Genomic DNA, 26,825 nt, shown 5'->3' with positions numbered 1-26,825 from the left:
TAACGTCAGTTTTGCGACCGCGACGTCGACGGGATGCCGACTCTGGGTGAGATTCGGGCGGTTGGCAAGCCTCTTGATGAGCGAAGCGATCGCACTGGCTACATCTGGTTGCAGGGGAGCAAAGTACTTCATCCCGATTCCCCATTCCCCATTCCCCATTCCCCATTCCCCGCCCTCACCGGAAACAGTCTTATCCAAAACTGACGTTAAATTAGGTCGATCGGGGCGAAATTTGCTACACTTTAAGCGCTCCACATCAGCCAACCGATCGCGTCCCTCATGACTGCCGAACTACAAAATGAAGTCGATCGCCGTCGGAATTTTGCGATTATCTCGCACCCCGATGCCGGAAAAACAACCCTCACGGAAAAGCTATTGCTCTATGGAGGAGCGATTCACCAAGCCGGTTCGGTGAAAGCACGACGGGCGCAGCGCCACGCCACTTCCGATTGGATGGAAATGGAGCAACAACGGGGAATTTCCATTACCTCGACGGTGTTGCAGTTCGAGTATTGCGATCGCCAGTTAAACTTACTCGACACCCCCGGACACCAAGATTTCGGCGAAGATACCTATCGCACCCTGACAGCCGCTGATAATGCGGTGATGCTCGAAGACGGGGCAAAAGGTCTCGAACCCCAAACCCGGAAGCTGTTTGAAGTGTGCCGGATGCGAGCGATTCCCATCTTTACCTTCATCAATAAGATGGATCGTCCCAGTCGCGACCCCCTGGAATTGTTGGATGAAATCGAAAAGGAGTTCGGACTGGCCACCTATGCGGTGACTTGGCCCATTGGTACGGGCGATCGATTTAAAGGGGTGTTCGATCGACGCGAGCGCAAAATTCATCTATTCGAGCGTACCGCCCACGGTAGTAAGGCAGCTGCCGATACTATTATCGAACTCGGCGATCCTCGGATTGAAGAATTACTCGAAGAAGACCTTTACCACCAATTCAAAGATGAGTTGGAAATTCTCGAAGAATTGGGTAGCGAGTTAGATTTAGATGCCGTCCACACCGGGCAAATGACTCCCGTGTTCTTCGGCAGTGCAATGAATAACTTTGGGGTGCAACTGTTCCTCGATGGGTTTCTCGAATATGCCCTCCAACCGGGGGCGCGATCGAGTACTACGGGAGATGTTGCTCCCACCTACGAGGAATTTACCGGTTTCGTGTTCAAGCTACAAGCGAATATGGACCCGAAACACCGAGATCGGGTGGCGTTTATTCGGGTGTGTAGCGGTAAGTTTGAAAAGGATATGGTGGTGCAACACGCGCGCACCGGCAAAACCGTCCGTCTCTCCCGGCCGCAAAAGCTGTTCGCCCAAGATCGGGCTTCGATCGAAACTGCCTACGCTGGAGATGCGATCGGTCTGAACAATCCGGGGGTCTTTGCGATCGGCGATACGATCTATACGGGTAAAAAGCTCGAATACGATGGAATTCCCTGTTTCTCGCCGGAACTGTTTGCCTATCTGCGCAACGTCAACCCCTCTAAGTTCAAGCAATTCCGCAAAGGAGTTTCCGAATTACGCGAGGAAGGGGCAGTACAAATTATGTACTCGGTGGACGAATCGAAGCGCGATCCGATTCTGGCAGCAGTGGGACAGCTTCAGTTTGAAGTGGTGCAGTTCCGGATGCAAAACGAGTATGGTGTCGAGACGCGCCTGGAACCGTTGCCGTTTTCCGTTGCTCGCTGGGTGACGGGGGGCTGGGATGCCTTGGAAAAAGCCGGCCGCCTGTTCAATACCGTCGCTGTCAAAGATAGCTGGAACCGCCCGGTTCTGTTGTTCCGGAACGAGTGGAACGTCAGCCAGACTGAGGGTGATTGTCCGGAGTTGAAACTTAGTGCGATCGCCCCAGTGGTGTCGGGGCAAGAACCGGCTTCGGTCTAATTCGGCAGTTTGTGGGGGGCAGATTTCGAGCGTCAAAACTTCTCCCCCAACGACTGATGGCAGTCGCCACATCGGTTAAGATACGGTCGTGGGCAATCAATCGGGGGTTTTCCCCTTTCAGTCAGTATTCTTTTACACTGACGTCGGGTAAATTTCCTGGAGCGCGATCGGGGTACTCCATCCCCCATTCCTCACCTTCACCCGAAACACTCCGATCCAAAACTGACGTTAATTGAAAGCTTCAAAATCATCTTCTCGTAATTTGGCCGTTCCATCTTCTTGCAATACCCAGAATTCCTTGTGAATGACACCCTGGGCACGATTCATCGTCCAACTTGCAGTGAGGACAGCACTGGTTTCATTGAGGATTTCGATTTGAGGTTCGAGATACTCAACATTCGAAAAACCATCATCAATGAGCTTTTGCCAAAACGCTCGAATTTCGCTTCGACCGGTAAAAGTCCCAAAAGGTCTAGCGTGCATCACTGCATTTTCTTCATATTGGGCGGTACAACCGGCAGCATCGCCTGAGTTAAAAGCCGATCGCCATGCGGCACTTCCGGTCGTTACAGCCTCGAGAATAGTAGCTTTTTGTTTTTCCGTCAGCATATCTTTTCTCCACGATCGAGATCGCCCGATCGCCTCAAACATTGAATTTTCGATATCTTCAGATTACTGATGTTCCGACGAGCGCAATAGTGGCAAAATTGACTTATTTAATGCCATTACTGACAATCTATGTCGGAGCCAGTTACGATTGGGCCAGTTACGATTGGCATTGTGATGTACCCAAATGCCCAGCTATCGGCAGTGTATGGGCTGACAGACCTGTTTGCGAGCGCGAACCGAATCGCGATGGAAAACGGTTTGCAAACGGTAGAACCGCTACGGGTTAGTCGTTGGCACGTCGTGTCCGAATCGAATCGCGTCGAGGAGTTGGACGAGTCAAGCGATCGTCACCGACACCACTTCACACCGCTGACTGTCGCGATCGTTCCTCCCAATCTGGAAAGCAGAGGTGAAGAGGAACCCGAGGCGGTTCTCCTCGAATGGTTAAAAATGCAGAATGCAAGTGGGGCTGTGATTTGTTCCATTTGCACGGCTGCATTTATACTCGCCCGAACCGGTTTACTGAAGGGACGCCCTGCAACCACCCATTGGGCGTTGAAAGATGCCTTCGCCGCCAAGTTCCCCGACGTGCGAGTGCAAACCGATCGAATGCTGATTGAGGATGGCGATGTGATTACCGCAGGGGGGGTCACAGCTTGGATCGATTTAGGATTGCACTTAATCGATCGCTTCTTGGGGCCATCTATCATGCTGAAAGTCGCTCAGTTGTTTTTGGTCGATCCCAAGGGTCGAGAACAAAAAACCTACAGCCAGTTTTCCCCCTCATTTCATCACGGCGATGCAGAGATTTTAACGGTACAGCATTGGCTGCAAGTCCATTACAGTAAATCGATCTCGGTTGCGGATATGGCTAGTGTGGCAGTGTTGGGCGAACGGACATTTCTACGCCGTTTCAAAAAAGCGACCGGGATGAGACCCATTGTCTATCTTCAAACGTTGCGCGTGGGTAAAGCCCGCGAGATGTTGGAGTTTTCACAACTGTCATTCGGGGAAATCGCTGCAAAGGTTGGATATGAAGACCCGGGGGCTTTCCGAAAAGTCTTTCAACGCTCGATCGGGTTGCAACCGAGTGAATACAGACGCCGGTTTGCTGTCAGCAGAGGTGAGCGATCGAGAATGCGATGAATCTGACGATGTATTGGGGATGGGTTCCCAAACTACCCTAAGCACATCATCGGTGCGGACGTTGGAATGGGTTCTTCCTCCTGTTTCCCCGAAAACTCCCCTTGCCCCGATCGATTCCGATCGGTTATCATAAATTGTACGCTGGTGTAGCTCAGTGGTAGAGCAGCTGATTTGTAATCAGCCGGTCGCAAGTTCAAATCTTGTCACCAGCTTTTAGGCGATCGATTGCAACATTCATAGAGAGAAGTCACGCCTCAGCCAACTGCCTTGGGACTTAATTAGAGCCAAGACTTGGACTGATATCGAAGATGGTAAACGCATCAAGTGTGCAGAAGTACTCGTTCATCAAAGAATTTCTCCAGACAAGATTCAAATCATATTCTGCGATTCTCAGAAGTCTCGTGAGGCAATTATCACAGCCAAACAAGGAACTCCTATTAGAGGAAAAGTAAATAAAGAGTTATACTTCTAGCCCTACTCATGATTAAATCGACCGATACGACAGTCTTTAATGTTGGCGCACAAACAATCGTTAATACGGTAAATTGTGTGGGTGTTATGGGGGCTGGACTCGCTCTTGAGTTCCAGTTAAGATTTCCCGAGATGGAAAAGGATTATGTAGAGCGTTGTCAGGCGAATCAAGTACATATCGGGAGACCTTATCTTTACAGAGATAATGGTTATCCGTGGATTCTGAATTTTCCCACCAAGAATCACTGGAAATATCCATCTCAGCTTGAATGGATAGAACAAGGTCTTCAGTATATTTCTCTTAATTATCAAAAAGGAGGAATTACGTCTATTGCATTTCCCAAGCTAGGATGCAGCAATGGTCGATTAGATTGGGATGTTGTACGACCTCTGATGGAACAGTATTTGCAAGATCTAGACATTGATATTTTTATTTGTGAAGATACAGAAAAAGAAGCTTCGGGTGTAGAGGGTCACATGGTGAAGATGCTCAATGATATCGAGTCGCTTCCTTGGGCTGACAAGCTGAATCTACGCTATAAAATTCGAAAGAAAATTATGGCTGCGCTTCCAATCTATAGATTCAGAAACTTAAGAAAAGTTGAAGGTATTGGAAAGCAAACATACAAAGATGTGTTCCGTTACTTATACTCACTTGCAGATCGTAAAGATGCTCGAGTGAATTCGTAGTGTTTCGTCTCTTGTCGTACTATCTATGGCTATATTGCCGTGAGGTTAGCCTGCATTATTCATGGAGTTCGACGAAAATTTCTCAAAGCCTTGCCCGTACCCAGCAAGCTAGCAATTCTCCAACAGGCTGTGTTCTAAGCTCACGGCAATACAGCTATAACCGTTCACCATTGTTCATTGTTCATTGTTCATTGTTCATTGTCCATTGTCCATTGTTCATTGTTCATTGTCCATTGTTCATTGTTCATTGTTCATTGTTCATTGTTCATTGTTCATTGTCCGTTCACCCCTTCAAGTTCTTCGTCCGCACGATCGTACAGTTGCCGTAACTTCTGCAGTTTCTCCTCATCTGCATCCCACAATCCTCGTCCGTTGGCTTCCAACATTCGCCCGATGATGTTGCGAAAGGCTTCGGGGTTTGCAGCTTGCAATTTTTGCGCTATTTCGGCATCGAAGGCGTAGGTTTCGGCGGCCCCATCGTACACCCAGGAATCCTGAAAATTTACCGTTCCCCCCCAGCCGATTAATGCCGTCATTCGTTGGGAGATTTCGTAAGCCCCCCCAGACCCCTGTTCCACCATGGCATTTGCCCATTTGGGGTTGAGAAGTTTGGTGCGATATTCTAGGCGCAAAACTTCTTCTAAATTGCGCGGGTTGGTATCTTGAGAAAAGCTTTCCACAAGGCTGGCACTGACTTTTTTGCCTTGTTTTTGTTCTGCCGCCCGCTTCAAGCCGCCGGTATTGGCGTAGTATTCTTGAATATCCGTTAAACCGTACTCGACGGAATCGATTTCTTGGACGATGCGGTTGGTGGTTTGAAGCAATTTATTGAGGATTTCCGGACGGGCGTTTCCTTTATCGTTTCGGCCGTAACTAAAGGTATTTCGATCGCGCCAAGTGTCGCCTAATTCTTCCCCAGATTCCCAGTTACCATCGACGACGCGATCGTTCACCAAAGAACCGAAATCGCCCGCCGGATTGGAAAATAACCGCGCCGAAGCATTTTCAATCCCTTGCGATCGCAATTCTAAAGCGTGTTTGCGAATAAAGTTTTGCGTTTCGGGTTCCTCAGCATCGGCGGCTCGCCCAAACAAATCATCTAACAATTCGATAACATTGACGAAACTATCGCGGAAAATCCCCGATAAATTTCCCAAGACATCGATACGGGGATGCCCAACGTCTTCTAAGGGCTTTAACTCGTACCGAACGATGCGTCCCGTGCCTTCTTTTATCGGCTCGGCTCCCACTAACTCTAACAGAATTCCCAGAGATTCTCCTTTGGTTTTAATCGCATCTAATCCCCAAAGCATTACCGCCACGGTTTCCGGATATTCTCCCTGTTCTTCTAAGTGGCGATCGATAATTTTTCGGGCAATTTCTCGACCGCGAAGATAGGCCGCCGGAGACGGCATTCGATAGGGATCGAGGGCGTGGATATTGCGTCCCGTGGGCAACACTCCCGGACCATCTCGCAGCAGGTCGCCGCCGGGAGCTGGGGGAATGTATTCGCCATTTAACCCTCGTAATAAGTTTACCATTTCTTCGGGGGTTTTCAGCAGTAAATCTCGAATCGATTTGGCTTCTTGAATGACATGAAAAATATCGTTGTTTGACTCAATTGGCGGTTGGTATTTTTTCAGGAAATGAGTATCATTTGTCGCCAGGGCGGTCACGACTTCCGGTGCGAGCCGATTTTCAAAATAGGCACTCAAATAAGATTCAATGCGATCGCCCTCTGGCACTTCCCCCAGCGTATGCAACCCAGAGGAAAACAAACGCTGTTCGAGAACTTGTAAGTATTCGTAGATTTGGAGGAAATAGGGGTCGAGGATATCTTTGCTAAACAGTCGTGCGTTCTCGACGGTAAATGCAATTCCTAATTTTTCCGCCTCTGCAAAAGGACAGTCCGCTGCCAACCCCGCATCCACGATTTTCTGACAAATCGCTTCTTTAAGGGCTGAATTCTTCTGTGAATCTTCGCGATATTCGCCAATTAACTCCCGCAGGGCGACTAATTCTTTATACAATCCCGCCCGTCCGTAGGGGGGAACGTTATGGGAAATTAAAACCCCGTATCCTCGCCGCTTTGCCAACATCGACTCGGAAGGGTTATTCGCCGCATAAACATATAAATGGGGTAAATCTCCCAGCAAAATATCCGACCAAGAATACCCCGTATTTCCCAAAGGAGAACCCGGCAGCCATTCCACCGTTCCGTGCATCCCAAAATGAACGATCGCATCGGGTTGATACTCGTTTTGCAACCATTTATAAAACGCCGAATATTGAGGGTGGGGCGTTAAATCTCGCTCGAACATCAACCGCATCGGATCGCCGGAAAGTCCTAACGGGGGTTGCACGCCAATCCAAATATTTCCCAGAGTGATGCCACCAATTTGCAACTCGTCGCCATAGGTTTTAATGCCCGTCCCCGTCAGCGATTTCCACTGCTTTTCTACGCGCGTCGTGAGTAAATAGCCCAGCCATTTTTCTAAAGTTTTGGCATTGACGGTCGTCACAGAATTCTGTTTGCCATTTGAGAATTCGAGCGAGTCCGGATAAGCTTCATCGGCATCCTTCACCCGGCGAATCAGTTCTTCCCCATCTTCAGGAATTTCTCCGACAATGTAGCCTTGTGCTTTTAATGCTTTGAGGAAATTAACGAGCGATCGCCCCACATTTAAAAGTGCCGCCGTTCCCGTTGCCCCGTATCCCGGTGGAAACCCATATAAAATGACGGCAATTTTGCGATGTTCGGGGGGCGTTTGTCGCAAAGAAATCCAATTTTTCACTCGTCCCGTTAATCGTTTGACGCGATCGGGAATCAAGTAAATATCTTCTCCCACCAATCCCCCCAACGGAACCGGATCGATCGCCCCATCGAGTTCCGGCAGCGCGTACAACACCACACTTTGCAAACCGCCAATTCCCTGGCGCGTCCAGGAGTGAATATCTTGAATTAATAGCGGTGCAGACACGAAATAAGGGACGTTCTTCGCACTGAGAATTTTAACGGCAATTTCCGTCTGTCTTCCCGCTTCCATGGAACCCGCCGGCCCGCCGACTAAGGGAAAACCAATGGTTGAGACGATCGCATCCACTTCCACCGCCTCAGCAGACAGTGAAAGGGTTTCTTTAATCCCCCGTTCTCGCTGCTGGGTTTCGTAGGCGGAAGTCATCCAATCTCGCACCGCCACGTGACCTTCTACCCCGTTAATAAAAATCGGAAGTGGCGTTAACCGGGCCGCTTCAAAATGGCGAATGAGTTGGGGGATATAGGGCTGTTTCGTAACGACATGTTTGCGGTATAACAAGATGCCGACAACGGGTTTTTGGGCGGCGTTTTTTGCCACATCCCGATGGCGATACCATGACAAATATTGTTTGGGAGATTCAAAATACCCCTCATACTCTGGGTGCAGCAATCCCATATTCGGCGTTTCAATGGGTGGGGGAATTTCTTCAACCTTCAAATCCAGGTACTTTTGGGCGATCGTCCAAAACATCGCCGCCACATTTTGGGTTCCCCCTGCATTCCAGTAGCCGTAAATTATCAACCAATTGCGCAAATCCTGCACCTTTTTCACCGGGACGAATTTGAGCAGTTTGGGCCCGGTTTTGAGAAAGCTGATGTATCCGGCGAGTTTGTCCTCTTCACGCTGGCTGCTAAATTTTCCCAGGATGAATTTCACCGGTTTGGGCATTCCTTTGGGTTTGTCGCCGATTTTAAACGCCCCAATTTGCGTCAAACTCATTAACTCCAACGCCGACTCGAACACCAGGCGAATGGGGATATGCCGGACTCGTTCTCGCAGCCAGAGAACTTGGTCGTAGTCGAAGATGAGGCTGGCAAAGAATACCGAGGCATCTTGCAACGCGGCGGCAATGGTATCGGGGTGAGTGGCAATGTCGCGATCGCTAAATACCCGAATCTCCAACTCCGGACAGCCAGACGTGGCGGACTCGGCAGCCTTACGGTACAAGTCGGCATTAAAGGATTCAAACCCGGCAATCAGTACGATCCGCTTCATCGATTCACCCTGCAAACATCCTCTTCGATCTTAGCGGGGTGTGGGGTATGGGGTGTAGGGTGTGGAGAATAGACCTAGGCGCCCAAAAGGGTTAAGGGTTAAGGGTTAAGGGGGAAAGGGGGAAGAAATTCATGACTGAACCATAGATATTGATTGGATTTTTGATTTTCGCGCCTATGTCTAATAGAAAAGCATCATCGTCGATTCTGGTGAGTCAAAATTTGAGTTTTCCTTCGAACACCTCAATCTAAAATTGGGGAATGGGGAATGGGGAATGGGGAATGGGGAATGGAAAATACCGGTTTCTGCCATCGTGTAAATAAACTGATGACGAAGCGCTATATTTCTTCGATCGTGTAAATAAACTGATGACGAAGCGCTATAACCGACACTTCACGTTCCATCGAGAAAAACCCATGGGAAACCTGGCACGAAAAAAGTTGAACCCGATCGAGTCGAGTTCAACCTTATCGGTCATATTGAGATGGTGCGATCGATTACCTTCGCCGGTGAAGGCGCCCGCTACACCAACGCCGGTTCGAGCAACTGAACATTCGAGAAACCGTACTCGGTTTTCACTTTTTCGCCATTGACTTCCGTTTCGATCGTCCGGCTTGTCAAAATCTGATAATCGCCGACTTTCTCGTAATTATCTTCAAACTCGCTGCGTCCGCCCTTGGCTTCCCCAGTTTCGGGATCGTGGTAAATGGAGTCGTAGCGATGGGAGAGATATCCTGCGCCGGTATCGTGGCTGCTGAAGGTATGAATCGTCACCACAACGCCATGGATGTGGCGGTGTACCATGCACACTTCCCGATCTCGTAACTTATACCGATCGCCCTCAGACTTGCCCCCCAGAAGAATTTCCACGGCACCGGTTTCGTCGGTTTCCCCAAGACTGAAGGTATTCTTACCGTGAGTTTGCTCGAAACTGCGGCGAACTCGGTGAATGGCAATTTCCCAGAGTTGGTTTTGAATTTCTTTTTTGGCCGACTCATCGGAGATTTCGAGAACATCTGCCGAGAGATCCCGGTTGACGCGCGCCTTTGCCGTCACCACCTCATCCGGGCGCTTGAGGGTAATTTCCGTCGTGTATCCGGGGAAATTTTTATCCCAGGTGTAGCGATTTTCGTAGGCTTCGCGCATCAAGTCACGGGCGTCTGTGCGATCGCTCATGCTACTCTCCTTATCGTGAATATCAGATTTGTCAAAGATAGCGATCTCCGACCGCTTCGTCTATCGTACCGAGCGTACCGTTCCAAAACAAGTGTCCCTCCATGGGGGCGGACACCGGGCTTCTGTTTTTCGTCTTGACTGACCGACTGGGCAAAACCTGTGGAAGTCGTGAGGATTGGGAGTGGCATGGGATTGCCAAAGGGCGATGGTAATGGCTTCACGCGCCCGTGACAGCAAGCCGGTCGATCGGGCGACGAGGGATGGGGGCTTTAGAGGAGAAGTGTTTGGACAACTCATCCTTTGTCATATCAAATCCGGTGGATTAACCATAATTAAGGGTTGAGTGCAGGGGAGCCTCCAGGAGGCTCCAGGAAGCAGGGGGGGAAGACTACCCATAAAGTTGACGTATTATGGTCATTTAACCGGATTTGATCTCAAACGCAATCTGACATTTGCTCAGTTGCTCAGTGCGATCTCAGATTGCATCAACGCAGCCGATAACCCACCATGTTTACAAGGCTTCATGTTATCTTGAGTGCTGCTACGCAGAATGAAAAATGCGTCTTGAAAAGTTACAGCACGGAAACCGACACCACTCACGATGCGCGCAAAATGCGCGCATTAAAAATGCTTACTGTATATAGCGTTCACCGGTCTATCTCCAGGTAGTTATTTCTGCCCCATTGCACTCGTATGAATATTATAAATGTCAAGTTTTTATCAAAATTTAGCCAACAGTATAAATAAATTCTCGGATCGCGGTATCAGTAATTTTACGTAGCCTATTATTTGCTTCCGTAATATTACTTAGGTTTTTGGACTTGTCCAAAATTTCAGGGCAGACTTTTTTCTAAAAAATACACAAGATATACATTGAATTGTTACAAAATACAGTATGCTCTTCAAGATAGTACAGAGTAGCCTGCAAAAATCATTTTTCCCTTGCATCGATCGTGTGTCGAAAAATCTCCAGTTCAACCTCATGCAACAGATCCGAACCTCATGCTGACTTCAACTGCTCAAAAAAAACGACCCAACATTGCTTCTGCGCCGAGCGTCGAACAAGGTGAAATGTCATCACACAAAGAGTCTCTACCTCTGGGTGCACTATTTGGTGCGAGTCGTAGCGGAACTACATGGCTGGGAACTCTGATTTCGAGCCATCCAAAAGTTGCTTATCGTTTCGAGCCATTTCATCGCCTGGCCAAAATTCAGCCGGATGTGGGTCGAAGTTTTGAAATTCTGCAATCGCCTCAACTCTCATCAGAAGATCGATCGCAGATTTATCATTCGTTACTACCAGCCTATCCGGAAATCGAAAAGCCACCGTTTTTTGATAAGGACTATCAGGCTACCCTAAATTGGGGGCGAGAATTTACCTGGCCTTTCGCGCGCAAAATGCCTCTTGTCGGTCAAATATTTCAGAAGTTGTATACCCCGAAGACCGGTAACGGGCAAACTCCAACCCTGATTTTCAAGCAGGTGGAAATGGTCTATCTCATTGCCCCATTGCTCGAACGATTGGGGGCACCGGTTGTCTATTTGATGCGCCATCCCTGCGCTGTCATTTGGTCGCGCATCCGAGGTCAGAAAAATGCATTGATGCCGACCGGTCGGGCTGATAAACTCGATAAGATTTTGAGAGAAAGTTTTCCGGAATTAGTCGAACAATATGCTGGTCAATTAAAGACGAATACTGAAAAAGAAGCGCTTCTCTGGCGCCTTGATGTGGAATGTGCTCTCTCGGACTGTTCGAACAGTCCGAAGGGATTGCCGATTTTCTACGAAGAACTCGTAGAAAATACCCTACCCGTTGTCGAGCGCGTGTTCGAGCACTTCAATTTATCCCTGACTCAAGATACAGTTTCGTTTATCGAAGACAGCACCCAGACCACAAATGACTTGTGGCAAAAACGAGGAGAGGTTGGTATAAATCCTTACTTCTCCGTATTTCGTGACTCTCAAGCCGTGTGCGACCGATGGAAAGAGGAAATGCCAGCAGAAGACCGAGCGCGCGTGATGAAAATCGTCAGCGATAGCAAAGCATTTCAAATGGCTGCCGAGCAAGGTGTGTGGTCAGCATAACCTCTAGATCGACATGAGGGGAAATTAAGTATCAATCGGCTTTGAGTCTTGAGTATACTGTTTTTTTAGTATTTTTATAGTAAAAATCGCTCGGTAATAAAACCGAGCGATTGATTTATTTGGGCTCTCCATTGGTTATAGAATACTCAGTAAAAACACGCATGTACTTTGTTAAAAAATAGTAAAGTTTCGTGTATCTACTTTAAGGGTTGAACATATATTTTGAAACTCTCATAAAATATAAAAAATATCGATATCTTCTAATAAAAATCCTAGTAATATCCTCATTACAATACAGCAAAATTTGTGAGAATATTTTCTAGGTTGCCTCGTTAGATGTCGCAAAAAGATCGAGTTTAGTGTTAACTCTTAGTCCAAAATTATATGTTGACTTCAGCTCAAAAAAATAATCAAAAAATCATCCCTTCAAGAGTTGAGTGGGAACCGCCCAAGTCCCAATCGCAAAACCCATCACTTTCTCTCGGGGCAATATTTGGTGCAAGTCGCAGCGGAACCACATGGCTGGGGACTTTAATTTCGAGTCATCCGGATGTTGCCTATCGTTTCGAGCCATTTCATCGCTTAGCAAAAACTCAGCCAGACATCGAGCGAAGTTTAAAAATTCTTCGCTCGCCTCAACTCTCATCAGAAGATCGATCGCAAATTTATCATTCCCTATTGCCAGCCTATCCCGAAATTGAGAAGCCACCTTTTTTTCATAACAACTATAAAATGCCCCTGAATTGGGGACGACGTGCGATCTGGCCGCTGTCGAGGCGAAACCCTCTCGCGGGTCAAATTTTTCGGAGGTTGTATACTCCCAACACCCCATCCGACAATTCTCCCACTCTGATTTTCAAGCAAGTGGAAATGGTGGATATTGTGACTCCATTGCTCGAAACATTGGACGTCCCGGTAGTCTATCTGATGCGTCATCCCTGTGCTGTGGTGTGGTCTCGCATTAAGGGTCAGCAGAATGCACTCATGCCCACCGGCAGGGCGCAGAAACTCGATAACATTTTGAGGGACTGTTTTCCAGAGCTCGCCGAACAGTACGCGGGCAAATTAGAGACCACCACGGAAAAAGAAGCCATGTTGTGGCGTATTGATGTTGAGTCGGTTCTGTCGGCTTGCTCGAAGAGTTCGAGGGGATTGCCGATTTTCTATGAAAACTTAGTTGCGAATACCGTAACCGTTGTCGAGCAAATCTTCCAACACTTTGGATTGTCTCTGACCCAAGAAACCTCATCCTTTATTGAAGACAGCACCTGCAGCACGAGTAACTTGCGCCAAAAAAGGGGAGAAATTGGCATCAATCCCTACTTCTCTGTCTTTCGTAATTCTCAAGCCGTTTGCGACAAATGGAAAGATGAAATGCCGGCCGAGGAGCGCTCGCGGGTGACGAACATTGTGGGCGAGTGCAAAGCATTTCAAATGGGAATAGAGCAAGGATGGTGGACGGCATGATTCGAGTCTTTGGATGAAGGACTTTTGTTGTTAAGCTTTTCCCTATTTGTTACAAAATATAAATAGATTATCGATCGCTCGGTTTTCGCGCCGAGCGATTGACGTATTTGCCTTCACCCATCCTTTATCCCCACCATGTCTCTTTCTCCAACAACGACACCGACTCCCGAAGCCCTTCCCTTGCTCGCGTGGAAATGGCGAGGATTTGAGATCGGCTATCAAACCCTGGGCGATCGAGGACCCGCTGTCGTCTTAGTGCATGGTTTCGGCGCATCCACCCAACACTGGCGCAAAAACATTCCCGTCCTCGCCCGCAGTTGCCGAGTTTGGGCGATCGACTGTATCGGATTCGGGCGATCGGCCAAACCCACACCGGGACTGGAAATCGAGTATACCTTTGAAACCTGGAGCGCTCAAGTCGCCGATTTTTGTCGGGAAGTGGTGGGCGAACCGGTCTTTTTAGTGGGAAATTCGATCGGGTGCGTCACGGCAATGCAAACGGCACTCAGCCATTCTGACTGGGTGCTGGGGGTCGTGCAGCTCAACTGTTCCCTGCGCCTGCTTCACGATCGCCGTCGAGCGCAACAACCCTGGTTCAAACAAATCGGTGCGCCTCTATTGCAAAAGATGCTGGGCATCAAAGCCATCGGTCACTTTTTCTTCGATCGATTGGCCACCCCTGCCACCGTCCGCAAGATTTTGCTGCAAGCCTACAAACGCGCCGATGCCGTCACCGACGAACTGGTGGAATTGCTTCTCGAACCCGCCCGAGACCCTGGTGCAGCTGACGTATTCGTTGCTTTTACCCGCTACTCTCAAGGTCCACTACCGGAAGAACTGCTAGCTCAATTGCCTTGTCCGACGCTCATTTTATGGGGCACGGACGACCCCTGGGAACCCATTGCTCTCGGGCGGGAATGGACTCAATTTGAGGCCGTCGAAGATTTTATTCCCCTGGAGGGGGTCGGACATTGCCCCCAAGATGAAGCCCCCGAACTGGTGAATCCGATCGTCGAACAGTGGATATTAGAAAAAGCTGCGGGTTTGGCCGCAACCCATGCTGGGTGAAAACCTCGCTCGATTGCACCTCAGTTCGGAATCAGACCGGAGTCTGGGGTATCGGGTGTGGGATTCCGAGTCGCGACATCGCTATCGTCGATGCCGATGGCTCGATTTGAGGTTCGGTAGAGAGGGACGCCCGGGACTCGGCGGTAGGGTATATTCAGAAACAGGTTCCGGCCGGGAGGTTGGAGCGTGCTGGATTTGCCACCAGCGAATAATGATGGCAATGGCGATCGTTCCCATGCCAAAGGTAAATAAAGACCCACTACCGCTCCCACCGGAGATGGCAACATTGACGACTCCCGCCAGCAAGATAAAGCTAGAAATGGGTTCTTTGCGATAGGCAGACTTTAAAATTCGGTGCAATGCCGCGTTCATCTAAAAAAACTCCAGAAGTTTGCAGACCTCTATGGGGATTTAACCGGGTTATTTCACCATGTTGCTCGGTTCTATGACACTTCACCCCCACTGGGGTTAGGGACAAAAAGAATATAGCAACCGCGCGCGTTCATTAAGATACTGGCGTGAGATTCGACTAACAGTTATGGCGACTGCTATATTAGCGAGGGAGTTGCGCCATAGATACACTGTATCTCAATATTTTCGATCGATTGACTTGAGGAAGACCCCCCTTGAGGGCGGTTTTCACACCTTCGCAGATGGGTTCCCACGAATAACCCCAAAAGCCAACGGGACTTCTTTAGGGTTGGAACGAATCGTCCCCGTCCAAATCGATTTCAAATCCGCCAACCCCCTGCAACTGAACTTGCCGCTTTTCCCCCTGGTGAATCAGGTGAATTTCTAAATAGCGGCTCGGTCGATATAATAGCCGTTGCGCCCACTCGATCGCCACGATACCGGGTTCGACTTCCATGCCTTCCCAGTAAAGTTCCGGTTGCAACCCTTGGGTTTCCGTCGGATCTAATCGGTATAAATCGAAGTGATATAAGGGAATCCGCCCTTCGGGATACTCGTTAATCAGGGTAAACGTCGGGCTGACGATCGCATCGGTAATCCCCAATCCTATTCCCAATCCTTGAACGAGGGTGGTTTTGCCTGCCCCCAATTCCCCTTCGAGTAACAGCGTGGAACCGGGCGGCAAACATTCTCCCAGCCGTTTGCCAAATGCCTGGGTGGCGGCGGTATTTGCTAGAGATATCGTAATCGGAGAGGACATGAATACAATTGACAATTGACCATTGACAATTAACAATTCCCCACAATCCCAACATGAATTTGCGTGAGTTGTCGGGTGGGCTGGTTCGATCGGGCGATCGCCAATCTCAAACTCGTTACCCAATTGCCTACCTTATCCTAACGATGCCCAATTCGCCATCACCCATTTCCCACAATGCCAATCAGAGATGAGGTGAGCATACATCCGGGTGGGCGAAGCATTTGGATTTGTAAGGTATCGTTTTCCCGATGAGATATCGCCCAAATGCTTTGCCCCTACAGCCCCTACAAACTCACGATCGTGGCAAAATCGAGCGCGTTATCGGCGATCTGCGTACACTAAAAAGGAACTGCAAATTCTCAATTCCGAATTCCACGCCTCCGAATTCCCAACTCACGCAAATGTCTCGATCGCTCAAAGTTTCCTCCCAATATATTCCCATCGTTAAGGCGGCGTTGCGGCGCAATGGCTACCCGTCACAAAAGTTACTTGCCGAAGAGTTGGGGATGGCGCGGGATACGGTGAGTAAGTTTCTCAATGGCAAGGCGATCGATTTTCTCAATTTTCTGGAGATTGCCCGCGTGTTGGGTTACGACTGGCAGGATATTGCCGATAAATCGGATGAGTCTCATTTTCCCGAACTGCCTGTACCCCGTCCCGCACCGCGTCAGGATTGGGGAGAGGCGATCGAAATTTCGAGTTTCTACGGACGCGAGGGGGAACTGGCAACCCTGACGCAGTGGATTATCGAGGAGAAGTGCCGATTGGTGGTGTTGCTGGGGATGGGGGGAATTGGGAAAACGGCGCTGTCGATCGTTTTGGCGCGGAAGTTGGCAGATAAATCGGCAGATAAACTGGCAGATGGCGATCGCTTCGATGTCGTTATTTGGCGCAGTCTCCGGGAAGCACCACCACCACAGAAAATGCTCGATACGTTGCTCAAATGCCTCAACCCCCAGGAGGCGGATTTTCCCGAATCGTTGGGGGAGAAGATAACTAAATTATTGGAGTACTTGCGGGGGGCATCCTGTTTGCTGGTGTTGGATAATGCCGAGTCGATTCTCGAAGGTGGTTCCCAGGCAGGACAATATCGTCCCGGATACGACGGCTACGGGGAGTTGCTCAAACGGGTGGGGGAGTCGTCCCATCAAAGCTGTGTGGTGGTAACGAGTCGGGAGAAACCGGCCGAAGTGGCGGTGATGGAAGGGGAAAGCCGTCCGGTGCGGACGTTACCGTTAGCGGGGTTGCATGGGGAAGCACAAGATATCCTGACGGCGAAGGGGGTATCGGGAACGGAGGCAGAACTGACTCAGTTAATCGAACTTTATAGCGGTAATCCCCTGGCGCTGAATATTATCGCGACCTCAGTTAAAGAGTTATTTGGGGGCAACGTGGCGGCGTTTTTGGCTCAAGGTGCGGCGATTTTTGGGGGAATTAGCAAGTTATTACAAGAGCAGTTCGATCGCTCTTCAGTATTGGCGCAGGGGATTTTGTACTGGCTGGCGATTAACCGCGAACCGGTGACGGTGGCGGAATTACGGGAGGATATCGTGCCGTCTGTGCCGATGCCTCGGTTGCTGGAGTGTTTGAATAATCTGAAGGGGCGATCGCTGATTGAAGCGGCTGAGGATGGGTTTACGCTGCAAAATGTGGTGATGGAATATTTGAGCGATCGTCTGATTGAATCGGTGGCTGGGGAAATCGAGACTGGGGAATTAGGGTTATTGAACCGTCATGCGTTGATGAAGGCGACGGCGAAGGATTACGTCCGCGATACCCAAACTCGGCTAATTCTCACACCCCTGGCGGAACGGATACCAAATCTGGCGGCACGATTGCCGGGGTTGTTAGCGGATTTGCGGGAATGGGATATGCGGCCGGGATATGCGGCTGGGAATATTTTGAATCTGCTGTGTTATTTGCAGGTGGATGTCACAGGGTATGACTTTTCGGGGTTGGCAGTTTGGCAAGCTTATTTGCAGGGTATGAGTTTGCACGATTTGAGTTTTGTTGGTGCAGATTTGTCGAAGTCAACGTTTACAGACTGCTTTGGTAGTATTCACTGTGTTGCATTCAGTCCCAATGGTCAGACTCTGGCGACAAGCGATACAAAATGCGAGATACGACTATGGAAAATCGACAATTATCAATGTGTAGCTACCTTGAAAGGACATACGGATTGGGTAAGGTCAGTAGCATTTAGTCCCGATGGTCGAACCCTTGCCAGTGGCAGTGATGACCGCACTGTTCGCCTATGGGATATTCGCACAGGTGAATGTCTTCATCAGTTTCAAGTACATACAAGCCGAGTTAGGTCTGTCGCTTTTAGTCCTGATGGTCAGACTCTTGTTAGTGGTAGTTACGATCGAACTATTGGATTGTGGGATGTTCGTACCTCTCAGTGTATCCATTTGTTTCAAGGACACACAAAATGGGTAAGGTCTGTCGCTTTTAGTCCTGACGGTCAGACTCTTGTTAGTGGCAGTGAAGACCGAACTATTCGCCTATGGGATGTTCGCACAGGTAAATATCTGCGCCAGTTCCAAGGACATGACAATTGGGTGATCTCCTTAGCATTCAGTCCCGACGGTCAGACCCTTGCTAGTAGCAGCGAAGATAAAACTGTTTGGTTATGGAATGTCAGTACCGGTGAATGTCTTCACCAGTTTCACGGCCATACAAGCTGGGTAAGGTCAGTAGCATTTAGTCCCGATGGTCGAACCCTTGCTAGTGGCAGTGAAGACCAGACTATTCGCCTGTGGAATGTCAGTACAGGTGAATGTCTTCACAACTTTCTGGGACATAGCAACTGGGTAAGGTCTGTCGCTTTTAGTCCTGACGGTCAAACCCTCGCTAGTGGCAGTGAAGACCATACCGTTTGTTTATGGAAGGTTCGTACAGGCAAATGTCTTCATCAATTTCATGGATATACAAATGGGGTGTGGTCTGTTGCCTTCAGTCCTGATGGTCAAACTTTAGCAAGTAGCAGTGAGACTCAAACTGTTTGCCTGTGGAACGTTCGTACAGGTGAATGCCTTCGCCAGTTTTACGGACATAGTAACTGGATAAGTTCTGTGGCATTCAGTCCTGATGGTCAAACTCTAGTGAGTAGCAGCGAAGACCAAACACTTCGCTTATGGAATGTCAGTACCGGTGAATGTCTTCACCAGTTTCACGGCCATACAAGCTGGGTAAGGTCAGTAGCATTTAGTCCTGATGGTCGTACTCTTGCCAGTGCCAGTGACGATCGAACAACTCGCTTGTGGGATGTTGACACGGGTAAGTGTCTTCACCAGTTTCACGGCCATACAAGCTGGGTAGTCTCAGTAGCCTTCAGTCCTGACGGTCAGATTCTTGCGAGTGGAAGTGGAGACCATACTATTCGGCTGTGGGATGTTCGTACCCGTCAATGTCTCCAACAGTTTCAAGGACACACTGACTGGGTAATATTTTTGACCTTTAGTCCCGATGGTCAGATTCTTGTGAGTGGAAGTGGAGATCATAGTATTCGTCTGTGGGATATTCGTACCGGTCAATGTCTCCAACAGTTTCTGGGACATACAAGTTGGGTGAGGTCGTTAGCCTTTAGTCCTGATGGTCAGATTCTTGCGAGTGGAAGTGGAGATCATAGTATTCGTCTGTGGGATATTCGTACCGGTCAATGTCTCCAACAGTTTCTGGGACATAAGAATTTGGTCAATTCCGTGGCCTTTAGTCCTGACGGTTATACCCTTGTTAGTGGCAGCGCCGATGAAACTATTAAACTCTGGGATATCGCAACCGGAGAGTGCATCACAACCCTGAGAGCGCCACGACCCTACGAAGGCACGAATATTACCGGAGTCACGGGTTTGACGGAAGCGCAGAAAGCGACGCTGAAGGCGTTGGGGGCAGTGGAGGAGTTAGGTTAGCCATCGAGGATGTCGCTTGTGGAGAGCTTCGGAAGAAACGGGAGAATTGGGAGAAAGGGGGGAAATTCTAGAGAATTTTGCTCCCCAAGCCCCCGAAGCCTTCCGTTGCCTTCCGTTGCCCCGATCGCGAACTAACCCACAACCGGTCCCATGCCGATGGTTCCGGCATAAACGGCCCGATCGCCCAGTTCGTCTTCAATCCGCAACAGGCGATTGTATTTCGCCACCCGTTCGCTGCGGCAGAGGGAACCGGTTTTGATTTGTCCGGCGCGGGTTGCTACCGCTAAATCGGCGATCGTCGTATCTTCGGTTTCCCCCGATCGATGGCTGATGACCGATCGATAACTGTTACGAGTCGCCAAATCGATGGTTTCCAGGGTTTCGGTGAGGGTGCCGATTTGATTGACTTTAATCAAAATCGAGTTGCCCACTCCCCCATCGATTCCTTTTTTCAACCGGGTGGCATTGGTAACGAATAAGTCATCGCCGACGAGTTGGGTGCGGCTTCCCAGCTTGTCGGTGAGCAGTTTCCAGTTGTCCCAATCCTCCTCCTGGAGTCCATCTTCGATCGACACAATGGGGAAGCGATCGACCAACCCGGCGAGATAATCGATTAATTCCGCTGGAGAATGGGCGCTGCCGTCGTAGGTATACTGACCGTCTTTGTAAAATTCGCTCGCGGCCACATCCAGCGCTAGGGCAACCTGTTCGCCGGGTGTGTACCCCGCTTTTTCGATCGCCGCCACCAGCAATTCGGCCGCTTCGATATTCGATCCCAGGTTGGGGGCAAATCCCCCTTCATCGCCCACTCCCGTCAGCAATCCTTTACTATCGAGTACCTTCGCCAGGGAGGCAAACACCTCCGCACCCCAGCGCAGGGCTTCCCGGAACGATCCGGCCCCCACGGGAACGATCATGTACTCCTGAAAATCGATATTATTAGCGGCGTGTTCTCCCCCGTTAATCACGTTCATCATCGGCACCGGCAGCAAATTCGCCAGGGGACCGCCGAGATAGCGGTAGAGGGGAATTTCTAGGGCGCTAGCGGCCGCGTGGGCATTCGCCAGGGATACCGCGAGAATCGCATTCGCCCCCAGGTTGGACTTATTCGCCGAACCATCGATATCGATCATCGCCCGATCGATGGCAATTTGGTCGAGAGCATCGGCATTTTCAGCTAAATCCGGCGCTATTTTATTGACGATGTTATCCACGGCTTTGGTCACCCCTTTGCCGCCGTACCGACTGGCATCGCCGTCGCGCAGTTCGTGAGCTTCAAAGGTTCCCGTAGAAGCACCGCTAGGGACTTTTGCAACCCCCACGGCACCGTTCATGAGGCGTATTTCCGCTTCTACGGTAGGACGGCCCCGCGAGTCGAGGATTTCCCAGGCTTGGATGGATTCGATCGTGGTTTCAGAAACATTCAGCATTTCCGTTGCAAACCTCCCGAGGTCAGGTGACAATGAGTCGAATTCTGCCAGATACAGCAGATCGCCTGTACCAGAATAGAGCTTTGCGGGGTCTCTGGGGTATCCAGTTAAGGATATTTGCGGATTGAGGCGATAATCTCTGTTTGAGATCGGAGAATTTTCGGTCAGGAGGGGTGTGAGGTGTTGGGTGTTGGTGTGGGAAAGAGTTATAGCACTTCGTCATCAGTTCATTGACACGATCGAAGAAATAGATTTTTTCTATTCCCCGTTCCCCGTTCCCCATTCCCCGTCCTCACCGGAAACAGTCCGCTCCAAAACTGACGTTAATCCAGAGACTTCTCCATTGGAACCCCATGACTACAAACTTCCCCGGTGAGATTGCTCGATCGCGATCGACTCAGGAACGATCCCGATTCGGAGGCGAGCGCTAGCTTAATTCAACCTCTCAAAGTTCTCAAATGGGTTCTATAGATAATCGCAAAACAGGGTCTCGCGGGTATCCCGTCCCGTGACCGGATTCGTACCCGAAGCTAATTCGCACAGGGTTTTATTCACATCCCGGCGCAGTAACACATCGGTAAAATCCGCTCCCTCAATATTCGCTCTGAGAAACCGGGCATTGTACGCTAAGGCCCCTTCGAGGATGGCATTTTTCAAATTCGCCTCGGTAAATCGTGCCGGCCCTAAACTGGCGTAACTCAAATCCGCCCCTTCAAAATTAACCCGTTCTAGGTTGGCTCCAAATAAGCTCACCTGCTGTAAGTTGGCGTAACTAAAGTCGCTCTCGCGCAAATCTGTTTGGTCGAAATCCGAGTCTCGCAAATCCTGCCCGGAAAAGTCCGAACCGCGCATGGGAAGCTTATCGTAGGATTCTGCAGCGGCTGGGGCGCTTGCCATCCCCAGAGTCATGAAACAGAACAGAACGAAGGACAATAGACGAGAGATTAACTTAGACATTCTAGATCGATTCGATCGCGCGCTACCATACGCTCTCATCGTACCAGGAAGCGCCCCGCCCTAGTGCTGCTACTCTCGCCATTCCCGCTTCTTCTCGTCTATTGCCCTATGCCCAAATCTCAGACACGAACAACTCTCGGCATCCTTGGTGAAGATTTAGTGGCACGGTGGTTGCAAGGTCGGAATTGGGAGATTTTGCACCGTCGCTGGCGATGTCGCTGGGGGGAGTTGGATGTGGTGGCGAAGGGTTCGGGGGTGGCGTTCGTGGAAGTGAAAACCCGATCGCGCGGTAACTGGGATGGCGATGGTTTACTGGCCATCAATCGGCGCAAACAGGAGAAACTGATTCAGACGGCACAGTTGTATCTGGTGGAGTTTCCCGAGTTGGCGAGTGTGCCTTGTCGGTTTGATGTGGCACTGGTGCGGTGTCAGAAAATTGCTCGTCCCGATGGGATGCCGCAGAATTTTGCGGAAGTTTCCGATTCGATCGTTTTGGGAAAACCCATCGAGGTGGCAGGATATCGCCTCACGCTTCACAATTATATTGAGTCGGCTTTTAGCTGAAAAATCAACACGTTAAGGTCAAGCGCCCACATCAAGACAAGAGACATCTGGTAGAAATAAAAACTCAAATCAATTTCTATACCGCAGTTATAAATTTACGATCCCTTTGCCCTTCACCCTTTTCCTCGAGATGTCTAATAAGTTCTATAATCGATTGGCTTTCATTCGCATTTTAATTTGCAGTCGTCTGGTGAAATCGATCGTTTTTCTGCTTCTGGTCATCTTGTCTCTCAATATCGCTTTCCCCGCACAAGCGGCATTATGTCGCACCACCCAAGAGCGATCGATTTGCATTACTCGCATCAAACGCAGCGCCAAAAATTACTGGGAATATCGTGCCTCCGTTCGGATTGAAAAGGGAAAAACACGAGAAATTCGCCCGATCGAGATTTATAATTGTCGCGATCGGGTGCGAATTCCTAAAAACGGTCGCCCCATTCCTTTTGAGACGAAAGGTGCGGGCGAGTGGATTTGCAGTTATTTTCAGTAAGTTAAGCGGCGATTTTGCGTTCCACGTACTGCCCCATGAGGGTCAACAGGCGATTTTTCTCCCAAGCTAAACGGGAGATGCGCTGATGGGGAGAAACTGGGACATGGGGACAGGGGAGACGCGCTGATGGGGAGAAATTTGGAGGTTGCGATCGTTGAGAACGCTTTATTTTTTGGTTCCCGGAACCACATCTAAATTTGGGGGGGGTGGATTGTGGGCGGAACTGAAAACCGTCAATCTCGCCCGCCAAATTTGCGGGGCGGAAATTGTGACCTACCGCCAGCGAGAACCCGATTGCCTTTTTTTAGCCGATCTTCTCGCGCGCCCGGATACGGATAAAAATATCTTTGTGGTGAGTTGGGGCTTCGATGTCCCTAAATTGATTGCCCAACTGGGAAACCGTCCCACTATTTACCACGCCCACAGTGCGGGTTACGGCTTCCATCTGCCGGCAAATATCCCGATCGTTACCGTCAGCCGCAATACCATGGGATATTGGGGGCAGCGATCGCCCAACGCCCTCATTTATCACCTCCCCAATCAAATTGGCGATGAATTTGGCAACCAGGGCAAGCCACGGGATATCGACGTGTTAGTGCAGGTGCGCAAGTCTTCGGAATATCTCCTCGAACAACTGGTTCCGGTATTACAACAGCGCTGTCGCGTCGAACTTTTGACGGGTTTTGTCGAAGATATTGCCGAACTGTTCAATCGCAGCCAAATTTATCTCTACGATTCTGCGGAATATTGGGGCACGATCGGGGTAAGCGAAGGGTTTGGGTTGCCGCCATTGGAAGCGCTGGCATGCGGCTGCCAGGTGTTTTCGAGTGTCAATCACGCTTTAGCGGACTATCTCGATCCGGGATTCAACTGCCACAAAATTGCCGGATTCGATCGAGACTACGATGTGGAACGCATTCTTCAAGTTTTAAATACGCCCGATCTGATGCCTTTACCGGAATCGTTTTTCGAGCCGTATCGAGAAGAAAGTTTGGTGCGACGACTGAGAGTTATTTTAAAGGAGATTAATGCCTTTTTCGATCGCCGTGGGGAATTTAATTCGCCCATTCCCGGTTTGAGTCGATGGCGCCTGGGGAGGTTATGGATGATGCGATCGCTTAAAAAAGTTCGCAAGAAGCTACGAATCTCGAGTTAGTTTTTCTTAGATCGTATGATGAAACGCTCGAAGGATTTTAGCAAATATTATTGTTATTAAGAATAAATTTTATTCTGCAATAGATATCAGCATTTATACTGAACTCATCAAAATCAAAATCCAAAAAAGATATTATAAAAGAAATATCTTTTTTTTGCCCTATGGAAAATATTTTCAAAAAATGGAGTAATCTCAAACAAATCATAATTTTTTCTAATAATTTAACGAGTTCTAGAAAATTACAAAAATCTCTGATCCTTTATTCGAGTTTAGGGATTTTTATCATTGGGATATTGGTGGCAGTCGTCAGTATTATGCCCCTGTATCGCCAACTCAAAAAGGCACAGGAAAGAGAGTTGCGGTTTGCACTCCGAACCCGAGCGATGGCTGTGGAAGAATTTCTGTCCCGAGCCAAAAATGTGGCAGAGCAGATTACCAGCCGAACCCGAGCGCGGCAAATGCTCGAAGATTACAATCGAGGTGAGCAATCTCGGGCGGAAATGGTTCAATTCACGACGCGAGCGCTGACAGAGGCGATGAATCGTTCTGAAGAGGTGGTGGGAATCAGCCGGTTTGCGCTAAGTGGCGAACAAGTTGTGCAACTGGGAGTGCCGATTCCGAAGCGATTTAAAGGGCGATCGTCGATACCGCAATCCGAAGAGACGGTTGTCAGCGAACCCCTCGAACGAGATGGGGAGTATTATTCGATCGTCGCGACTCCCATTCTCAATCCAGACCAGGAGCGAGTGGGAACCGATATCCTGATGTTTCGGGTATCGAGTATGCAACAAATCGTCCAAGACTATACCGGTTTGCGAAACAGCGGTGAAATCGTTCTCGGAGCCCTTCGCGACGATGGGGTGCAATTGTTCTTTCCCCTGAGAAATTCAGTGGGAGAGGGAGTCACCGAGGCGTCCGATGCGCTCGTAGGGGCGATCGAAACCGCCGTAACGTTAAAACCCGGTAAGACGAGAATCCTCCCGCCTCAGACACCATTGACAGAAGAGGCGATCGCCGTTGAGTCTCTCTCGAGTCCGAACTGGGGGATTGCCGTCAAAATGGATCGCGAAGAACTGTACGCCCCCGTCTATCGGCAACTGGCATTTGTGGCGGTGACGATCGTTGTTCTGAGCAGTCTGGGAACAGGGGGGATGGTGTTATTGTTGCGTCCCCTGACCGCTCGGGTGATTATCACCACCGATGAGTTAGAGCGGCAAGTTCGCGACAAAACCCAAGCGATCCAAGAACTCAAATACGCCCAAGCTCAACTGATTCAAACCGAAAAAATGTCGAGTTTGGGGCAAATGGTGGCGGGGGTGGCTCACGAAATCAACAATCCGGTGACGTTTGTTTCGAGTAACCTGGCTTATGCCTACGAATATACCAATACCATTCTCGAGTTGGTGGATTTATATGAGAAACATACGTCTGAACCCGTAGCCGAAATTGAAGAGTACATCGAGGAAAGCGACTTAGAGTTTGTCAAACAAGATTTGTCTAAACTGTTGTCTTCGATGAAAGCCGGAGCCGATCGCATTTATCAGATTGTCCTATCACTGCGCAATTTTTCTCGCCTCGACGAAGCAGCGATGAAACCGGTCGATCTTCACTTGGGTATTGAGAGCACGTTGCTCATTTTGCAGCATCGTTTGAAAGCCCAGCCCCATCGTCAGGCCATTCAAATTATCCGGGAATATGGCAAATTACCCGAAGTCGAGTGCTACGCCAATCAACTCAACCAGGTGTTTATGAATCTGCTCGGAAATGCCATCGATGCCTTGGAGATCGATCGCAGCAAAAAAGGAGAGAACAGCAACAAGCCAAACGATAAAGCTGAGGACACGCCATCGAAATCATCCACTGCTTCAGCTCTACCCCGAGAGCCAACGATTTGGATTCGCACAGAAACGAGCGATCGGAACTTGGCAAGGGTGCACATTCAAGATAACGGTTGTGGAATACCCAAAGAAATTCACTCCAAGATATTCGATCCCTTCTTTACGACCAAACCGGTCGGTCAAGGGACGGGATTGGGGTTATCGATTAGCTATCAAATCGTCGTGGAAAAGCACCGTGGGAACATCGATTTTAAGTCTTCTCCCGCCTTGGGGACGGAATTTACCCTTGAAATCCCAATGCAACCGTTTGTAAAAAGAGTCATACACTAACAAAACGTCAGTTTTGTTTATTGTTGAAGTCATAGACTCAAATGCTAACTCGGATTGATGTTCGGACCCGCTGGCTATTTGAGAGGGGACCTTGCGCACTCGGGAGAATCTCGAAGCGGGTGAGTTGGGTACTTCATTCCTCATTCCCCATTCCCCATTCCCCATTTCCCACCCTCACCCGAAACAGTCTTATAGCTAAGCGCTCCGCGCTTAGGACATAATGAAGTGTGTTCCTCGATCTTTTGACATCCAGCCATGGCGATTCCCTACAGTTACGATTTGCGTATGAAAGTTCTCGGGGCCATCGACGGGGGTCTTAGAAAAAGTGATGCATCG

19 protein-coding genes and 1 tRNA gene are annotated in these 26,825 nt (G+C 49.4%); 13 read left to right on the top strand and 7 right to left on the bottom strand.

Going from position 1 to position 26,825, the window contains the following annotated elements; genetic code table 11:
* Nucleotides 1-279 precede the first annotated feature (279 nt).
* Nucleotides 280-1,896 (top strand): peptide chain release factor 3, encoded by a 1,617-nt coding sequence (gene prfC / locus AC2215_RS06415; protein WP_486809135.1) that lies wholly within the window; start codon nt 280-282, stop codon nt 1,894-1,896.
* 228 nt (nt 1,897-2,124) lie between these two features.
* Here prfC and AC2215_RS06410 read toward each other — a convergent pair whose 3' ends face one another.
* Nucleotides 2,125-2,505 carry a YybH family protein gene (locus AC2215_RS06410; RefSeq protein WP_486809134.1) on the bottom strand — a complete coding sequence of 127 codons (381 nt, stop codon included), beginning with the start codon at nt 2,503-2,505 and terminating at the stop codon, nt 2,125-2,127.
* Nucleotides 2,506-2,679: 174 nt separating this feature from the next.
* On the opposite strand from AC2215_RS06410, the gene AC2215_RS06405 reads away from it, so the two are divergent.
* The 4 genes from AC2215_RS06405 to AC2215_RS06390 all read left to right on the top strand — a co-directional run bounded on the left by AC2215_RS06405 (nt 2,680) and on the right by AC2215_RS06390 (nt 4,812).
* Complete coding sequence (locus tag AC2215_RS06405; protein WP_486809137.1) at nt 2,680-3,651, top strand: GlxA family transcriptional regulator; 972 nt, start codon at nt 2,680-2,682, stop codon at nt 3,649-3,651.
* A 140-nt stretch (nt 3,652-3,791) separates the two neighbouring features.
* A tRNA-Thr gene (locus tag AC2215_RS06400) sits at nt 3,792-3,863 on the top strand.
* An 8-nt stretch (nt 3,864-3,871) separates the two neighbouring features.
* Nucleotides 3,872-4,123 (top strand): DarT ssDNA thymidine ADP-ribosyltransferase family protein, encoded by a 252-nt coding sequence (locus AC2215_RS06395; protein ID WP_486809136.1) that lies wholly within the window; start codon nt 3,872-3,874, stop codon nt 4,121-4,123.
* A gap of 8 nt (nt 4,124-4,131) precedes the next feature.
* A complete protein-coding gene (locus AC2215_RS06390) occupies nt 4,132-4,812 on the top strand; it encodes a macro domain-containing protein (RefSeq protein WP_486809133.1) in 681 nt (226 codons plus the stop codon).
* A gap of 272 nt (nt 4,813-5,084) precedes the next feature.
* Here the strand turns inward: AC2215_RS06390 and bchH are convergent, their stop codons facing one another.
* Both bchH and AC2215_RS06380 read right to left on the bottom strand, forming a co-directional pair.
* A complete protein-coding gene (bchH, locus tag AC2215_RS06385; protein WP_486809132.1) occupies nt 5,085-8,846 on the bottom strand; it encodes a magnesium chelatase subunit H in 3,762 nt (1,253 codons plus the stop codon).
* A 522-nt stretch (nt 8,847-9,368) separates the two neighbouring features.
* The gene (locus AC2215_RS06380; protein WP_486809131.1) at nt 9,369-10,022 is read right to left on the bottom strand and encodes a DUF3386 domain-containing protein; all 654 of its coding nucleotides are present in this window, start codon (nt 10,020-10,022) and stop codon (nt 9,369-9,371) included.
* 1,002 nt (nt 10,023-11,024) lie between these two features.
* On the opposite strand from AC2215_RS06380, the gene AC2215_RS06375 reads away from it, so the two are divergent.
* The 3 genes from AC2215_RS06375 (at nt 11,025) to AC2215_RS06365 (ending at nt 14,642) form a co-directional block, all read left to right on the top strand.
* Nucleotides 11,025-12,107 carry a sulfotransferase gene (locus tag AC2215_RS06375; RefSeq protein WP_486809130.1) on the top strand — a complete coding sequence of 361 codons (1,083 nt, stop codon included), beginning with the start codon at nt 11,025-11,027 and terminating at the stop codon, nt 12,105-12,107.
* A 384-nt stretch (nt 12,108-12,491) separates the two neighbouring features.
* Nucleotides 12,492-13,574 carry a sulfotransferase gene (locus AC2215_RS06370; protein WP_486809129.1) on the top strand — a complete coding sequence of 361 codons (1,083 nt, stop codon included), beginning with the start codon at nt 12,492-12,494 and terminating at the stop codon, nt 13,572-13,574.
* Nucleotides 13,575-13,709: 135 nt separating this feature from the next.
* On the top strand, nt 13,710-14,642 hold the full coding sequence (locus AC2215_RS06365) for an alpha/beta fold hydrolase (RefSeq protein WP_486809128.1): 933 nt from the start codon (nt 13,710-13,712) through the stop codon (nt 14,640-14,642).
* An 81-nt stretch (nt 14,643-14,723) separates the two neighbouring features.
* On the opposite strand, the gene AC2215_RS06360 is transcribed toward AC2215_RS06365, so the two are convergent.
* Both AC2215_RS06360 and tsaE read right to left on the bottom strand, forming a co-directional pair.
* Nucleotides 14,724-15,014, bottom strand: coding sequence for a hypothetical protein (locus AC2215_RS06360; RefSeq protein ID WP_486809127.1), 291 nt, complete (start codon nt 15,012-15,014; stop codon nt 14,724-14,726).
* A gap of 322 nt (nt 15,015-15,336) precedes the next feature.
* Nucleotides 15,337-15,813 carry a tRNA (adenosine(37)-N6)-threonylcarbamoyltransferase complex ATPase subunit type 1 TsaE gene (gene tsaE, locus AC2215_RS06355; protein WP_486809126.1) on the bottom strand — a complete coding sequence of 159 codons (477 nt, stop codon included), beginning with the start codon at nt 15,811-15,813 and terminating at the stop codon, nt 15,337-15,339.
* Between the two features lie 401 nt (nt 15,814-16,214).
* On the opposite strand from tsaE, the gene AC2215_RS06350 reads away from it, so the two are divergent.
* Nucleotides 16,215-19,724 (top strand): WD40 domain-containing protein, encoded by a 3,510-nt coding sequence (locus AC2215_RS06350; protein ID WP_486809125.1) that lies wholly within the window; start codon nt 16,215-16,217, stop codon nt 19,722-19,724.
* Nucleotides 19,725-19,855: 131 nt separating this feature from the next.
* On the opposite strand, the gene eno is transcribed toward AC2215_RS06350, so the two are convergent.
* A complete protein-coding gene (gene eno / locus AC2215_RS06345; RefSeq protein ID WP_486809124.1) occupies nt 19,856-21,154 on the bottom strand; it encodes a phosphopyruvate hydratase in 1,299 nt (432 codons plus the stop codon).
* A 465-nt stretch (nt 21,155-21,619) separates the two neighbouring features.
* Nucleotides 21,620-22,111 carry a pentapeptide repeat-containing protein gene (locus AC2215_RS06340; protein WP_486809123.1) on the bottom strand — a complete coding sequence of 164 codons (492 nt, stop codon included), beginning with the start codon at nt 22,109-22,111 and terminating at the stop codon, nt 21,620-21,622.
* Nucleotides 22,112-22,219: 108 nt separating this feature from the next.
* Here AC2215_RS06340 and AC2215_RS06335 point away from each other — a divergent pair, with 108 nt between their 5' ends.
* From AC2215_RS06335 to AC2215_RS06320, 4 genes are all read left to right on the top strand, one after another.
* Nucleotides 22,220-22,675, top strand: a complete 456-nt coding sequence (locus tag AC2215_RS06335) for a YraN family protein (RefSeq protein ID WP_486809122.1) — start codon at nt 22,220-22,222, stop codon at nt 22,673-22,675.
* Nucleotides 22,676-22,805: 130 nt separating this feature from the next.
* Complete coding sequence (locus tag AC2215_RS06330) at nt 22,806-23,165, top strand: hypothetical protein (RefSeq protein WP_486809121.1); 360 nt, start codon at nt 22,806-22,808, stop codon at nt 23,163-23,165.
* Between the two features lie 154 nt (nt 23,166-23,319).
* Entirely contained in the window at nt 23,320-24,321 is a 1,002-nt protein-coding gene (locus AC2215_RS06325; protein WP_486809120.1) for a glycosyltransferase, read from the top strand.
* A 296-nt stretch (nt 24,322-24,617) separates the two neighbouring features.
* On the top strand, nt 24,618-26,489 hold the full coding sequence (locus tag AC2215_RS06320; RefSeq protein WP_486809119.1) for a sensor histidine kinase: 1,872 nt from the start codon (nt 24,618-24,620) through the stop codon (nt 26,487-26,489).
* The last annotated feature ends 336 nt before the right edge of the window (nt 26,490-26,825 follow it).

The organism is Zarconia sp. (assembly GCF_057467645.1).
Note: the sequence above shows the minus strand (reverse complement) of the source record. Positions and strands in the feature narration are given on the sequence as shown.

Bases quoted from the DNA above. Each gene is read 5' to 3' on its own strand.
- prfC (WP_486809135.1), top strand. From the start codon at position 280: ATGACTGCCGAACTACAAAATGAAGTCGATCGCCGTCGGAATTTTGCG.
- AC2215_RS06410 (WP_486809134.1), bottom strand. From the start codon at position 2,505: ATGCTGACGGAAAAACAAAAAGCTACTATTCTCGAGGCTGTAACGACC.
- AC2215_RS06405 (WP_486809137.1), top strand. From the start codon at position 2,680: ATGTACCCAAATGCCCAGCTATCGGCAGTGTATGGGCTGACAGACCTG.
- AC2215_RS06390 (WP_486809133.1), top strand. From the start codon at position 4,132: ATGATTAAATCGACCGATACGACAGTCTTTAATGTTGGCGCACAAACA.
- bchH (WP_486809132.1), bottom strand. From the start codon at position 8,846: ATGAAGCGGATCGTACTGATTGCCGGGTTTGAATCCTTTAATGCCGAC.
- AC2215_RS06380 (WP_486809131.1), bottom strand. From the start codon at position 10,022: ATGAGCGATCGCACAGACGCCCGTGACTTGATGCGCGAAGCCTACGAA.
- AC2215_RS06375 (WP_486809130.1), top strand. From the start codon at position 11,025: ATGCTGACTTCAACTGCTCAAAAAAAACGACCCAACATTGCTTCTGCG.
- AC2215_RS06370 (WP_486809129.1), top strand. From the start codon at position 12,492: ATGTTGACTTCAGCTCAAAAAAATAATCAAAAAATCATCCCTTCAAGA.
- AC2215_RS06365 (WP_486809128.1), top strand. From the start codon at position 13,710: ATGTCTCTTTCTCCAACAACGACACCGACTCCCGAAGCCCTTCCCTTG.
- AC2215_RS06360 (WP_486809127.1), bottom strand. From the start codon at position 15,014: ATGAACGCGGCATTGCACCGAATTTTAAAGTCTGCCTATCGCAAAGAA.
- tsaE (WP_486809126.1), bottom strand. From the start codon at position 15,813: ATGTCCTCTCCGATTACGATATCTCTAGCAAATACCGCCGCCACCCAG.
- AC2215_RS06350 (WP_486809125.1), top strand. From the start codon at position 16,215: ATGTCTCGATCGCTCAAAGTTTCCTCCCAATATATTCCCATCGTTAAG.
- eno (WP_486809124.1), bottom strand. From the start codon at position 21,154: ATGCTGAATGTTTCTGAAACCACGATCGAATCCATCCAAGCCTGGGAA.
- AC2215_RS06340 (WP_486809123.1), bottom strand. From the start codon at position 22,111: ATGTCTAAGTTAATCTCTCGTCTATTGTCCTTCGTTCTGTTCTGTTTC.
- AC2215_RS06335 (WP_486809122.1), top strand. From the start codon at position 22,220: ATGCCCAAATCTCAGACACGAACAACTCTCGGCATCCTTGGTGAAGAT.
- AC2215_RS06330 (WP_486809121.1), top strand. From the start codon at position 22,806: ATGTCTAATAAGTTCTATAATCGATTGGCTTTCATTCGCATTTTAATT.